General features: G+C 68.8%; 13 protein-coding genes. 3 read left to right on the top strand and 10 right to left on the bottom strand.

Features of this window, described 5'->3' with window-relative positions; translation table 11 throughout:
- Positions 1-8: 8 nt before the first annotated feature.
- Together ACYQ5L_RS09815 and ACYQ5L_RS09810 are read right to left on the bottom strand one after the other, a co-directional pair.
- Positions 9-1,277, bottom strand: a complete 1,269-nt coding sequence (locus tag ACYQ5L_RS09815) for a glutamate-5-semialdehyde dehydrogenase (protein ID WP_459957063.1) — start codon at positions 1,275-1,277, stop codon at positions 9-11.
- A gap of 163 nt (positions 1,278-1,440) precedes the next feature.
- Positions 1,441-2,019 carry a DUF8020 domain-containing protein gene (locus tag ACYQ5L_RS09810; protein WP_459957062.1) on the bottom strand — a complete coding sequence of 193 codons (579 nt, stop codon included), beginning with the start codon at positions 2,017-2,019 and terminating at the stop codon, positions 1,441-1,443.
- Between the two features lie 209 nt (positions 2,020-2,228).
- Between ACYQ5L_RS09810 and ACYQ5L_RS09805 the strand changes: the two genes are divergently transcribed.
- Together ACYQ5L_RS09805 and ACYQ5L_RS09800 are read left to right on the top strand one after the other, a co-directional pair.
- On the top strand, positions 2,229-3,746 hold the full coding sequence (locus ACYQ5L_RS09805; protein WP_459957061.1) for an MFS transporter: 1,518 nt from the start codon (positions 2,229-2,231) through the stop codon (positions 3,744-3,746).
- A 41-nt stretch (positions 3,747-3,787) separates the two neighbouring features.
- Positions 3,788-4,144, top strand: coding sequence for a GNAT family N-acetyltransferase (locus ACYQ5L_RS09800; RefSeq protein WP_459957060.1), 357 nt, complete (start codon positions 3,788-3,790; stop codon positions 4,142-4,144).
- A 54-nt stretch (positions 4,145-4,198) separates the two neighbouring features.
- Here ACYQ5L_RS09800 and ACYQ5L_RS09795 read toward each other — a convergent pair whose 3' ends face one another.
- Positions 4,199-4,999, bottom strand: coding sequence for an NAD(P)H-binding protein (locus tag ACYQ5L_RS09795; protein ID WP_459957059.1), 801 nt, complete (start codon positions 4,997-4,999; stop codon positions 4,199-4,201).
- A gap of 59 nt (positions 5,000-5,058) precedes the next feature.
- Complete coding sequence (locus ACYQ5L_RS09790) at positions 5,059-5,646, bottom strand: TetR/AcrR family transcriptional regulator (RefSeq protein WP_459957058.1); 588 nt, start codon at positions 5,644-5,646, stop codon at positions 5,059-5,061.
- Between the two features lie 171 nt (positions 5,647-5,817).
- On the opposite strand from ACYQ5L_RS09790, the gene ACYQ5L_RS09785 reads away from it, so the two are divergent.
- Positions 5,818-7,467 carry a nitroreductase family deazaflavin-dependent oxidoreductase gene (locus ACYQ5L_RS09785; RefSeq protein ID WP_459963378.1) on the top strand — a complete coding sequence of 550 codons (1,650 nt, stop codon included), beginning with the start codon at positions 5,818-5,820 and terminating at the stop codon, positions 7,465-7,467.
- Between the two features lie 72 nt (positions 7,468-7,539).
- On the opposite strand, the gene ACYQ5L_RS09780 is transcribed toward ACYQ5L_RS09785, so the two are convergent.
- The 6 genes from ACYQ5L_RS09780 to ACYQ5L_RS09755 form a co-directional block, all read right to left on the bottom strand.
- Positions 7,540-8,571: a zinc-binding dehydrogenase gene (locus ACYQ5L_RS09780; protein WP_459957057.1), complete on the bottom strand. Its 1,032-nt coding sequence runs from the start codon at positions 8,569-8,571 to the stop codon at positions 7,540-7,542.
- Position 8,572: 1 nt separating this feature from the next.
- Entirely contained in the window at positions 8,573-9,781 is a 1,209-nt protein-coding gene (locus ACYQ5L_RS09775; protein WP_459957056.1) for an LLM class flavin-dependent oxidoreductase, read from the bottom strand.
- Positions 9,782-9,903: 122 nt separating this feature from the next.
- Positions 9,904-10,782, bottom strand: a complete 879-nt coding sequence (locus ACYQ5L_RS09770; protein WP_459957055.1) for a VOC family protein — start codon at positions 10,780-10,782, stop codon at positions 9,904-9,906.
- A gap of 16 nt (positions 10,783-10,798) precedes the next feature.
- Positions 10,799-11,905, bottom strand: coding sequence for a 2Fe-2S iron-sulfur cluster-binding protein (locus ACYQ5L_RS09765; RefSeq protein ID WP_459957054.1), 1,107 nt, complete (start codon positions 11,903-11,905; stop codon positions 10,799-10,801).
- A gap of 64 nt (positions 11,906-11,969) precedes the next feature.
- A complete protein-coding gene (locus ACYQ5L_RS09760; protein ID WP_459957053.1) occupies positions 11,970-12,215 on the bottom strand; it encodes a hypothetical protein in 246 nt (81 codons plus the stop codon).
- An 11-nt stretch (positions 12,216-12,226) separates the two neighbouring features.
- Entirely contained in the window at positions 12,227-13,381 is a 1,155-nt protein-coding gene (locus ACYQ5L_RS09755) for a 3-ketosteroid-9-alpha-monooxygenase, oxygenase component (protein WP_459957052.1), read from the bottom strand.
- Positions 13,382-13,435: the final 54 nt, after the last annotated feature.

Raw genomic sequence — 13,435 nt, 5'->3', positions numbered from 1 at the left:
CGGCGCTGCTACACGGGGCGGATCTGCCCGTCGCCCCAGACGATCCACTTGGTGGAGGTCAGCTCCGGCAGCCCCATCGGCCCGCGCGCGTGCAGCTTCTGGGTGGAGATGCCGATCTCGGCGCCGAAGCCGAACTGCTCGCCGTCGGTGAAGGCGGTGGAGGCGTTGACCATGACGGCGGCGGCGTCCACGCGACCGGTGAACTCGCGGGCGGCCTTCAGATCCGCGGTGACAATGGCCTCGGTGTGCCCGGTGCCCCAGCGGTTGATGTGGTCGATCGCGGCGTCCAGGTCCTCGACCACCGCGAGCGCGATATCCAGCGACAGGTATTCGTCGGCCCAATCGGTGTCGGTGGCGGGCACCAGGCCGGGCAGATCACCGTGAATGGTGACGCCCTTGTCCTCGAGGGCCTTGATCAGCCGCGGCACCGCGACCTCCGCGATGGCGGCATCGATGAGCACCGTCTCGGCGGTATTGCAGACGCTCGGCCGCCGCGTCTTGGCGTTGATCAGAATCGATTCGGCCATCTCGAGATCGGCGTCCCTGTGCACGAACACATGGCAGTTGCCGGTCCCGGTCTCGATGGTCGGCACCTGCGCATCGCGCACGACGGCATTGATCAGGCCCGCGCCGCCGCGCGGAATGACCACGTCCACCAGCCCGCGCGCCTGGATCAGGTGTGTGACGCTGGACCGGTCCTCGGCGGGCAGCAGCTGGACCGCATCCTCCGGGATCCCCTGTGCGGCAAGCGCTTCCCGCAGCACCGCCACCAGCGCGGTATTCGACCGCACCGCCGAGGAGGAGCCGCGCAGCAGGGCGGCATTGCCGGACTTCAGGGTCAGCCCGAAGGCGTCCACCGTGACATTCGGCCGCGCCTCGTACACCATGCCGACCACGCCCAGCGGCACCCGCACCTGCCGGGTTTCCAAGCCGTTGGGCAGCGTGGAACCGCGCACCACCACGCCCACCGGATCCGGCAGCCCGGCGACCTGGCGCAGCCCGGAGGCGATGCCGTCGATGCGGGCCTCGGTCAGCCGCAGCCGATCCAGTTGCGCCTCCGCGGTTCCCCCGGCCTTGGCGATCTCGATGTCCTCGGCATTGGCGGCGAGAATCCGGTCCTTGGCGCCGAGCAGCGCGTCGGCCGCCGCGTGTAGCGCGGCATCCTTGTCCGCGGTGGTGAGCCGGGCGAGCGTGCGCGACGCCACCCGGGCCCGGCGCGCCGCCTCGTGCACCACCTCGCGGACGTTGTCCAGGTCGGTGGCAGATCCTGCAGTCATGGCTACAGCCTACTGACCGGCCACCGGCCGCCGGCGGCTCAGGTCCGGTGGCACTCCGCCGGTGGCGGGTGCGGCGGCGCTGATCGGGTTCGGGCCGCCGAAACGGGAAAGCCCCGGCGCCGGATCGTGAATCCGGCGCCGGGGCGCTACCGCGAGGCGGCTATCAGGCCGGCGGACGGCCCGCGTTCTCGATCTCGTCGGGCACCGGCGAGGTGTAGCCCACGATGGCGCCGATGATCGCGCCGAAGGCCGCACCCGGAATGATGCCGATGAAGAACGGAATGCCCAGCAGCAGACCGATGAGCGCGCCGATGCCGGCGTACTGCCCGGCCTTCTGCAGGCGGTACTGGTCGGCCGCGTAGCTGATGTCCGCGCCGGTCGGCACGGACTGGTTGATCAGCTCGAGCTTGTGCCCGTTATCGCTGACGACCGGCGACAGCGTGAGCTTGTGCTCGCCGACCTGGTGCGACAGCGGAATGGTGGCCACCGGGGCGCCGGTCTTGTCGGCCAGGCTGATGGCATCGCCGGTCACCGCAAACACGCCGTCGACGGTGGTGGTGAGCTTGCCGTCGCTGCCCATTTCGGACTTGAAGGCCACCCCGTGGTCGACGCCCTCCTCGGCGGTGACAATGGTGACGGCGGAGGCGGCCGGCGCCTCGGGCGCACCGTGCGCGGTCCCCGCGGTGACGGCGACGGCGCTGATCGCCATGAACGCGGTCACGGCGAACTTCTTGATCTTCACTGAATTTCTCCCCTGGCTTCCGGTCCGCAGCGACCGGCAAGCCCTCAAAAAATGTGCACGATTGTGACAACCAGAAATCTTGCGCGGCATGTTATTTCGGGTTCAAGCTCTTATGCCCGCATGACCGATTCGATGACGGATTCAGCGGCTCCGGCTCGCCGTGCCGCGCACGCCCGGAACAGGGTGACATGACACGCTACGGTGGGCTGATGACCGCGAGCATCCGGTTGTCCTCCGCCGCCGGCCGTTGGGTCCTGCTGGCCACCGTTCTCGGGTCCGGCATGGCCATGCTGGACGCCACCGTCGTGAATGTGGCGCTGCCCAGAATCGGCGACGAATTCGATGCCTCGATGGCCGGATTGCAGTGGACGGTCAATGCCTACACGCTGACCCTGGCCGGGCTCATTCTGCTGGGCGGCGCGCTGGGCGACCGCTTCGGGCGGCGCAAGATCTTCCTGGTCGGCGTGGTGTGGTTCGCCGTCGCCTCCGCGTTGTGCGGTGCGGCGCAGGACACTTCGATGCTCATCGCGGCCCGCGCGCTGCAGGGCATCGGCGGCGCGCTGCTGACGCCCGGCTCGCTGGCGATCATTCAGGCGTCGTTCCAGCCGGAGGACCGGGCGCGGGCGGTCGGGGCCTGGTCCGGGCTGGGTGGCGTGGCGGGCGCGATCGGGCCGTTCCTGGGCGGCTGGCTGGTCGAATCCGTCGGCTGGCGCTGGGTTTTCCTGCTCAATATCCCGCTGGCCGCGGTGGTGATCGCGGTGACCGTCCGGCATGTGCCGGAGACCTATGACCCCCGGGCGCACGGCAAGTTCGATGTGCTCGGGGCGACGCTGGCGGCGCTGTGCCTGGCCGGAATCACCTATGCGCTCACCGAGGCGCCCGAGGAGAGCGCGAACCGGCCACTCGTGATCGGCAGTGCCGTGCTCGGCGTATTGTGCGGCGTCGCTTTCATTGTGGTGGAGCGGCGGCGCTCTGCCGACCCGGACGGTCCGCAGCCGATGGTGCCCCTGGATGTGTTCGCCTCCAAGCAGTTCACCGCCATCAATGCGGTCACCTTCGTCATGTACGGCGCCATGAGCGTGGTGTTCTTCCTGCTGGTGCTCACCCTGCAAGTCGTGTCGGGTTTCAGCCCGATCGCCTCGGGCACCGCCCTGCTGCCCGCCACGATCCTGATGCTGTTGTTCTCGGCCCGCTCCGGCGCGCTGGCGCAGCGCATCGGCCCGCGCTGGCCGATCACCCTCGGCGTCCTGCTCTCCGCCGCCGGCATGCTGCTCATGACCCGCATTACCGAGCACACCTCGTATCCGACCGTAGTGCTGCCCGCCGCAGTCGTTTTCGGCATCGGCCTGACACTGGCCGTGGCGCCGCTCACCGCCACCGTGCTGGCGACGGCCGACGAGCGCCATGCGGGCGTGGCCAGCGGCGTCAACAATGCGGTCGCCCGCGCGGCCGGGCTGCTCGCCGTCGCCGCCATCCCGCCGCTGGCGGGACTCACCGGCGCGGCCTATATGAACCCGTCCACCTTCGAACACGGTTTCCGCATCGCGGTGCTGGTCTGCGCGGTGCTCATGGTGGCGGCCGCCGCCCTGGCCTTCTTCACCGTGCGCGACGACGCCCTGAAGGTCGCTCCCCCAGAGGCCGAACCGCAGTGCCGGGTGAACTGCCCGGTCGGCGCGCCGCCGCTGGAGCCGGGGCGGACGGAATACCCGACGCAGTCCCGCGGTTAGATTGGTTGCCGTATCCACAAATTGCTGGAAAGCGAGTAACGATGACCGACGTGAACAACGGTTCACCCCAAACGGAACCGACCGTGACCCAGGTGACCGACGCCCAGCCCCAGCACTACGCGATCCACGTGGACGGCGAGCGCGCGGGCCTCACCGCCTACCTCGACAAGGATGGGCAGCGCATCTTCTTCCACACCGAGATCGGCGACCGCTTCGCCGGACGCGGGCTGGCGAGCAAGCTCATTGCCGCCGCGCTCGCCGACACCCGCGCGGCCGGCCTGCGCATCGTGCCCATCTGCCCGTTCGTCGCCGGGTACCTCGAAAAGCACCACGACTTCGACGATCTGGTCGACCAGGTCACCCCGCAGGCGATCGCCGCGGTCGAAGCGATCGCCTGAGTCGGCTCGCGCCGGTCGCCGTCCGGGGTCCGAAACAGCGCGCGGGCGAACCGATCAGCGGAACTCGCCGGCGTTCGCGGCCACCCACTCCTCGAAAACGGTTGCGCGACCGGTGAGTTCGGCCACCGTGTCGGTGGCCACCTGGGGATGGTCGACCATGGCGGCCAGCCCGTCGACGTACCACTCGGCGAATTCGCCCATGATCGGCGCGAGGACGGCAATGGCCTCCTCACGCGACACCTGGACGAATTTCAGGTCCCGGCCGAGCGCCTCGCCCAGGCGCAGCACCCGCCCCGCCCGGGTGATCGATTCCGGCCCGGTGAGCTCGTAGGTCTTGCCGAGATGCCCTTCGCCCATCAGGACGGTGGCCGCGACCCGCGCGATATCGTCCATGGCGATCGGCGCATTGGCCGCGGCCGGATAGGGTTCGCGCACTTCACCGGTGGTGCGCACCTGTTCTGCCCAGATGGTCGTGTTCTCCATGAACTCACCCGCGTACAGATGCGTCCAGTCGATGCCGGACGCCTCCACCGCCTTCGCGATGGGCTGCCAGTCGGTGGTCTCATCGCCGGACAGGTCGACGATCTGGGAGATCCCGGCTTCGCGCGCCAGCGCGACCACCTCGGTGACGGTGTCGAGCACGGGCGCCAGGTACATGCGGTCCACGCCCTCGAAGGCGGCGGGCAGGGTGGACGGCTTCTTCAGATAGCCCTTGACGACCTCCACGCCGTCGGGGAAGTCGGTGCGTTCGGGATGGTTGGACAGGGCGCGAATATTCTCCGCGCCGGCTTCGTGCAGGTACTCGACCACCATGCGGCCGATATTTCCAGTGGCTCCGGTTACCAGAATCCTCATGCCTTCGACGCTATCCAGAGCTCGGCGCCGCGTGCATATGGAAATTTTTCGCCGGATTCTCAACTCCCCACGGCGGCGTCCGCATCGCGCCGGGTGTATCCGGCGACCAGTTCGGCGAGCTGCTTGCCGACCCGCTCCAGGGGTGCGGTGGACCGCGTCGCCTGCGACATGACCACCGCGCCCTCGATGGCGGCGATGACGGTGGTGGCCAGGGAGCGCGCGGTCTCGGCGTCCACCCGTTCGGCGCGCAGCCGCTCGGCGAGAATGCCCTCCCACTCGGTGAAGATCTCCCCCGCCACATCGGCGGCCTCGGCGGATTCGGAGCGGCCCAGCGCCGCGGCGACAATGGGGCAGCCGGCGGAGTAGTCGCTGGAGACCAAGGTGTCGCGCCAGATGGCCGGGAAGGCGGCGATGACGCTCGCCAGGTCCGCGCCCGCGGTCACCGTGCGCATGAGGGCGCTCGAGGCCTCGCCCGCGGTGCGCGTGGCCGCGGCGACCAGCTCGGATTTGCCGCCCGGGAAGTTCAGGTAGACCGACCGGCGCGAAATCCCGCTGTGCTCGAGTAACTGCGCGATGCCCGTCCCGGCAATGCCCTTGCAGCGCATCAGGGCGACGGCGCTGTCGATGAGACGATCCCGGGCTCTCATGATTCCCCTTTCTTGCCGTATACCGATCGGTGTACTACCGTTCGATATACCGATTGGTCTACCAGTGAGTGTAGACCGCCGCCACTTCTTCGACGATGAATCGGGGCCCCAGTGACGACGACCCTGCACGATCCCCTACCTCTGGCCAGCGGCCAGGTCCTGCCGAACCGCATGATGAAATCCGCCCTGAGCGAGGGCCTGGGCACCGCCGACAATGCCCCCGACGAGCGCCTGGAACGACTGTACGCGCGCTGGAGCGCGGGCGGTTACGGATTGATCGTGACCGGCAATGTGATGGTGGACAGCCGGCACTGCGGTGAACCGGGCAATGTGGCCATCGAGGACGAACGGCATCTGCCGGCGCTCACCCGGTGGGCCAAGGCGGCCAAGGACGGCGGGGGCAAGGTCTGGGTGCAGCTGAATCATCCGGGCCGCCAGGGCAATCCGCTCGTCACCCGGAACCGGACGGTGGCGCCGTCCGCCATCGGCATGGGCATTCCGGGCGTGCCCGCGCCGCGCGCCCTCACCGAGGAGGAGATCCGCGACATCATTCGCCGCTTCGGCACCGCCGCCCGGGTCGCCGAGGCCGCCGGATTCGACGGCGTGCAGATCCACGGCGCGCACGGATATCTGGTGTCGCAGTTCCTGTCTCCGCTGTCGAATCAGCGCACCGACGCCTGGGGCGGCGATGCCGAGCGCCGCCGCCGGTTCGTGCTCGAGGTCGCCCGCAGCATCCGCGCGGCGGTGAGCCCCGGCTTCGGGCTGGGCATCAAGCTGAATTCCGCGGACTTCCAGCGCGGCGGTTTCACCGAGGAGGAGTCGCGCGAGGTGATCGAGCGGCTCTCCGCCGAGCGGGTGGATCTCATCGAGATCAGCGGCGGCAGTTACGAATCCCCCGCCATGATGGGCCGCCCCCGCACCAGTTCGGCGAGCACCCGGGCGCGCGAGGCCTACTTCCTCGACTACGCCGAATCCGCCCGCCGCGCCGCCGGTGCGGTGCCGATCGCGGTCACCGGCGGATTCCGTTCCCGCACCGCCATGTCCGAGGCGCTGGCCGAGGGCACCTGCGATATCGTCGGCCTCGGCCGCCCGGCGGCCGTAATCCCCACGGCCGCAGCCGATCTGCTCAGCAAGCGCACCGATGTCCTGCGGCCGCCGAGTATCTCGCTGGGCCTGCCGCCCCAGCTCGCCGCCAATGGGGCCATGAAGTCCTTCGACGGCGCGCTCGATCTGCAATGGCACACCGATCAGTTGCATCTGCTCGGAGCGGGCAAGGATCCCGACCCCGCCCGATCACCGTGGCGGACAGCGATGACGATGCTGCGCCGCAATGGTTTCGACGCCTTCCGCAGTAAGCGTTCCAGCACCGCCGGCGCCGCCGACCGCACGGCGCGCAAGTTCCGCCGCGAACGCGCCCTCGGCCGGTACGTCATGAACCCCACGGTCCGCGCGCTCGACCGCGTCGGCATTCGCACCGCGCTGGCCACCGAGATCGAGACCATCGGCCGCAAGACCGGTCGACCGCGCCGCGTCCCCGTCTCCATCCTGTTCGACGCGGACGGCAGCGGCGCGTGGGTCATCTGCCAGCACGGTATGCGCTCGGGCTGGGGCCGCAATCTCAGCGCCGACCCGGCCATCCGTGTCCGCCAAGGCGATCGCTGGCGCACCGGCACCGCGGAGTTCCTGCCCGACGACGACGTGGTCGCTCGCGCCCGCACCTTCGCACCGCACCCGGCCCTGGCCGGCCTGGCGACCTCCATGTTCGCCGCCCTGGAAACCACCCCCGTCACGGTCCGGATCACCTTCACCGATCAGAAATGACGCCGACCGGGAACTGGTGGCGGGGGCTACTCGCGGAATGCCGCCATCAGTTCCCGGTCGAGGATGTTTCACTCACAGGTCGGGGCGGACCAGGATCTGGATGTGGTCGTCGGGGTGGCGGAGGGAGTCGATGGCGTCGGCTACGCCGTCGAAGCCCACCTGGGTGGTGACCAGGGATTCGGCGTCGATGACGCCATCGGCTATGCGGTGCAGGGTTTTCGCGTACTCCTCGTGCGGGTAGACCATGCACATTTGCAGGGAGATGTCCTTGTAGATGCCGACGATCGGGCGGATCACGTCATCGGACATGACCGAGCCGATCTGCAGGATCCGGGTTTCCCGGGGGACCTTGTACATGAGGTCGTTGAGCAGGCCGGGGACTCCGGCGCAGACGAAGACGTGCAGTTGCTGGCCGGGTGAGGCCAGTTCCTGCCAGATCTCCACGGGCTCGTCGACGGTCGGGTCGACCACCCGGTGCGCGCCGAGCCGCAGGGCCGCTTCCCGGCGCAGCGCGGACGGATCGGATGCCACGATGGGGGCGACGCCGCGCTCGGCCAGGGCCGCGACGGCGCCCAGACCGACCGGGCCGCAACCGATCACGATGCCGGTGCCCTCCGGGCCGATGCCGGTTCTGGCCACATTGCCGAAGCCGACCGCGAGGGGTTCGGTCATAGCGGCGACGTGCGGCGGCACGTGCTCCGGAATGGGCTCCAGGGCCATGGCCTGCAGAACCATGCGTTCGCCGAAGCCGCCCGGGAACACATTGGAGTAGCCGACGCCGTGGATGCCGCCCGCGGCATCCAGCGCCCAGGGCAGGGCGACGACGTTCTGTCCCGCCACAAACGGCGTATCCGGTCCCGCGCCGATCACCCGCGCGGACAGTTCGTGGCCCATGACCATGTCCTTGTGCGGGTCGAACAGGAAGGTGGGCACGCCGCTGTCGCGCGAGGCCTGCAGGAATTCGTCGGTGTAATCCAGGGCCGCCTTGTCCGAGCCGCAGATGCCGCAGGCGATGGTCTCGACGAGCACCTGGCCCGGTCCGGGCACCGGGTCCGGGAACTCGTCGACCACGAGCTTGCGGTTGCGCATGACTACCGCGCGCATGTCACTGTCCTTCCCCGGGCTGGAGGGCGGCCGCCAGGGCCTGGCCGTGGCGTTCGAAGGCGGCCTCGACGCCCGCGCGCATACCGGACATGAGGCGCTCGCTATTGGCGTTGGCCCACTCCAGCGAGGCGCGGCGATTGCGGTTCGCGCCGGTGAAGTGCGGGATGACGTGTTCGGCGAACAGGCGCACCGAACGCTGGGTGGCGTCCCAGTCGGCGACATTGAGGGCCAGCACCAGGAAGGTGCCGAAACCGCCGGACTGTTCGGCGAGGGCCTCGATGGCGGCGATGGCGTCGTCGGGAGTGCCGATGGTGGCGCGGCCGAAGGCCGGGAAGCCGGGGCCGGCCCACTGGTCGACGGCCTCGGCGGCGGTATCGCCCCAGGGGACGTCCATACCGCTGAGCTGCTTGATGTAGTCGACGAGATGCCCTATGCCCCATTCGGCTTCGCGGCGGGCCTGTTCGCGGGTCTCGGCTATGTGCATGGGCGCGACCAGCCGCCATTTGTCGCGGTCGACCGGGTGGCCGTTGTCGGCCATGGTCTTCTCGTAGACCTTGAAGTTGGGCAGCAGCGCCTCGTACCCGCTCGGATCGGAGGCGGCCAGGGACAGCAGGCCCGCGCCGTGGCGTCCGGCCAGCACCGCGCCCGAGGGTGAAATGGTCGATGCGACAGCCATTTCCAGCCCGCCCCGTTGATAGGGCAGCAGTTGCAGGCGGGCCTCGTTGAGTTCGAACCAATCCGTTTTGGCGGTGACCGCCTCACCGCGCAGCAGCCGGGTGAGCACATCCATGGATTCGTGCATCATGTCGCGCTGGCGCGGCTGCGGCACGCCCATCATGGACGCGTCCGAGGCGAGCTGGCCCGGGCCGATGCCCATCATGACGCGACCCTTGGTGAGATGGTCGAGCAGGCACAGCCGGTCGGCCAGCATCATGGGCTGGTGGTAGGGCAGGGAGTTGACGCCGGTGCCCAGCCGGATCCGCCGGGTGCGCTCGGCGACGGCGGCCAGAAAAACCTCGGGGGCGGCGATGATTTCGAGTCCGGCGGAGTGGTGTTCACCGACCCAGGCCTCGGCGTAGCCGAATTCGTCGGCCAATTCCACCAGCCGCAGATCGCGCTGGATCTGCAAGGTGGGATTGCCGGTCAGCGGGTGATAGGGGGCGATGAAGAATCCGAAACGGGTGGGTCCGGATGCGGTGGGCTGGTTCAACTTTCGTCGCTCCTTCGCGGGTATTCAGTTGTGCTCCGAACCTGCCGCCGACTCCGCCGGGGCTCTGGCGGAGTCGGCGGCGGCCCGCCCTCGCACGGGAGGACGGGTCCGATCTCAATGCGTCAGCCGCGGGCCCATTCGTGGCCCCAGTAGCTGTCGGCGGTCATCTCCTCGGCGACGTAGTCCTCGCCGACCAGCATTCCCTCGCAACCGAATTCGAGGTCCCAGCCGCCGGGGGTGCGGACGTAGAAGGAGATCATCTTGTCGTTGGTGTGCCGGCCCAGGGTGGAGGACAGGTGGTAGCCGGCCTTGGTGACGCGGTCCAGGGCCCGGCCCACATCGTCGAGGGCGTCGACCTCGACCATGATGTGCACGATGCCCGGGCCATCGGGGCGGCTGCCGGGAATGAGGGCCAGGCTGTGGTGGCGCGGGTTGACGCCCAGGAAGCGGATCCAGATCGGATGCTCGGGCGGGCCGACCCGGAAGGAGCCGCGGGAGGCGAAATCCAGGACCTCGGTGTAGAACCGGCGCGCGGCCTCGATATCGGGCACCGGCAGCACCACGTGACCCAGGCCGAGATCGCCGTTGACGAAGCGGGCGCCGTATTTGGTGAGCACCGGACTGTGGTCGAGCAGCGGGCCGTGGAAGACCTCGATGGTGAACCCGGACGGGTCGGTGAAGCTGATGGCCTCCTCGACGTGCCGGGCGGCGGCCTCGGCCACCGACAGCGCCGTCACGGCGACACCGGCCTTCTCCAGGGTTTCGCGCACCAAGGAGAGCGATCGGGCGTCGGCGACCTGCCAGCCGACGGCCAGGACCTCGTCGCGGTCGCCCGGCACCAGTTCCAGGCGGTAGGTGTGCTCATCGGTGCGCAGGTAGACCGAATCCGGGTTGGGGCCGGACCCTTCGGCGAAACCGATGGTGTCGAACGCGAATTCGCGCCAGGCGTCGACATCGGCAATGCGGGCTCGCACATAGCCGAGGGAGCTGAGGGCAGCCATGATCACTCCTCTGCAATCAGGAATAGGTGACGGAGACGTCGTCGGTCACCGGGACCGCCTGGCAGGCCAGCACATAGCCGTCCGCCAGGTCGGCGTCTTCGAGTACTTCATTGCGGCGCATGGACACCTCGCCGGACACGACGCGGCAGACGCAGGCGCTGCACGCGCCTTCCTTGCACGAGTAGGGCGCTTCGATGCCCTGCGCGAGCAGCACGTCCAGGAGGGTCCGGCCGCGCGGCCAGGTGACTTCGTGGTTCTCACCGTCGAGTTCGACCCGGGCGGTGGCATTGTCGCCCGCATCGGCTACCGCCTCGATATCGACTGTGTCGCTGTCGATTTCAAAGGGATTCCCCGACAGCGACACGAACTTCTCGACGTGCACCCGCTTGCGGTCCGCGCCCAGCGCGGCCATGGCGGCGCTGACGGCGTCCATGAACGGGCCGGGCCCGCAGACGAACGCCTCGCGACCGGCCCATGGCGTCGCCAGCGCGGCAAGCTGTGCGACGGTCGGCAGGCCCTGCACCGACTGGAGCCAGTGCAATACCAGCAGCCGATCCGGATGCACCGCCGCCAGCTCCGCCAGTTCCGCCGCGAAGATGACCGAGTTCTCGTGCTGGTTGGCGTAGATCAGCGTGCAGTGCCCGGACCCCTCCGCCAGCACCGACTTCAGAATCGACAGCACCGGCGTGATGCCGCTGCCACCGGCGAACAGCAGCAGATCGCTGTCCAGCGAGGCGGGGGTGAACAATCCGGCGGGCGGCAGCACATCCAGCGCCATGCCTTCGACCGCGTTGTCGCACAACCAGTTCGATCCATACCCTGCGGCCGTCCGCTTGACGGTCACCTTGAGCGGCCCGCCCTCGTGCGGCGCGCTGGACAGCGAGTAGCACCGGCTCACCGACCCGGTCAGCTCGCTCGGAATCCGCAGCGTGAGGAACTGCCCCGGCCTGTACCCGAACCGCTCGGCATGCGCCGCTTCCGGAACCAGCTCCAGCGACACCGCGTCCCCGGTCTCCCGCACCACGCGTACGACCCGCACCGCGGCACCATCGCCGCGCCGCGCGGTCCGCGCGACCTCATCTTCGAGCTGCGCGAGGTCCGGCTCGATATCAGCCACTGTCATCCGATTCACCAGTTCCGTTCCCGTGCCGTCGATTTCCACCCACCCGGCTCGTGGTTCCGGGTGCTCATGCCAAGGTCCGGCCGCGGGTGCGCACGTCGGCGTCGCGAGTGCTGACGGTCAGTTCCCCTGCTTCCACCGCGGCGTCGATGCTGGCGCGCAGGGCGTGGCAGGTGTGCGAGGCCGGGCCGCTGCCGCCGAGTTCGGTGCAGGCGGTGCGGGCGGCGGTGTTCCATTGCACGCTGGTGTGGTGCGGGCTGAATTTCTCCGCCAGTACACATGTTCCGCAGGTGCGGCACGAAACCTTGTCCATGGCAGGGTCTTTCAGAAGGCCGGGGCGCGGCCGGCGGCCACGTTCTCGGCGACCTCGGCCTCCCAGGCGGCGACGGCGCGGGTGGTGTCGACCTCGAATTCGAAGCGGGCGGTCATCTCCTCGGAGACGGCGGCGACGTCGGTGTAGAACTGCTCGTACCAGCGGCGGAGCTGGTAGACAGGGCCGTCTTCCTCGCACAGCAGCGGATTGTTGATGCGGGACTTGCGCTTCCAGATGGTGGCATCTTGTTCGAAGCCCTTGCCGAGACCGTTGGCGAACTTGTTGGCGATATCAACCGCCTCATCGGCCGATACCGTGGTCGGCTTCTTCACGATCGCGCCGTACTGCAGCATGAACCGGTTCTCGGAGATCGGGTAGTGGCAGTTGATGAGATAGCCCTCGACCGTCAGCCCGGCGCTCTCGCTGCGCAGGTAGTCGATCATGTAGGAGGGCCCGTAATAGGAGGCCTCCGAATGCAGGACGTTCTTACCGCCCAGGGCTTTCGCGGTCTCGCCCATCATGTCCTCGCGGGACACCGAGGTCATGTACTGGCTGGCGACATGGCCTTCGAAGACGTTCTTGAAGAAGGTCGGGAACCCGTAGTGCACATAGAAGAAGTGCGCCATGTCCACCACATTGTCGATGACCTCGCGGCAGTTGGCGTCCACGATCATGGTGTTCCAGGTCCAGTCGGTCCACTCGTCGCTGAACGCGCCGTCGATGCGCGGAATGGCGACCTCGGGCGCGGGCGGGCGGCCCTCCGGGTCGTTCCACACGAACAGCTGCTTGTTCTGCTCCATGGTGGGCCAGGCCTTGGTGCGCGCCAGCGGCGGAACCCGTCGCGCATAAGGGATTCCGGTGCACTTGCCCGTGCCGTTCCAGCGCCAGTCGTGGAACGGGCAGGCCAGCGAATCGCCCTTGACGGTGCCGTCGGCGAGGTTGCCGCCCATGTGCGGGCAGTAGGCATTGAGCACATTGAGGGCGCCGTCCGCGGCCGCGAACACCACGATCTCGGTGCCGAAGGCCTTGATGGCGTGCGGCTTTCCGTCGCGGAAGGAGTCGGCCAGGCCCAGGCAGTGCCAGCCGCGCGCGAATCGCGTGGGCGGGGCGCCCGCGTCGATCACGCGCGCCTCGGTCAATGTCCCAGCACTGTCCGTGGTGGTCATGTGTGTTCCTCTCCCTTGCCGTTACTTCGATGGTTGCGGCCGGTGTGACGCCTT

The organism is Nocardia sp. IFM 10818, assembly GCF_054655275.1.
The sequence above is the reverse complement of the archived record's forward strand: the minus strand, read 5'-3'. Positions and strand labels throughout refer to the sequence as shown.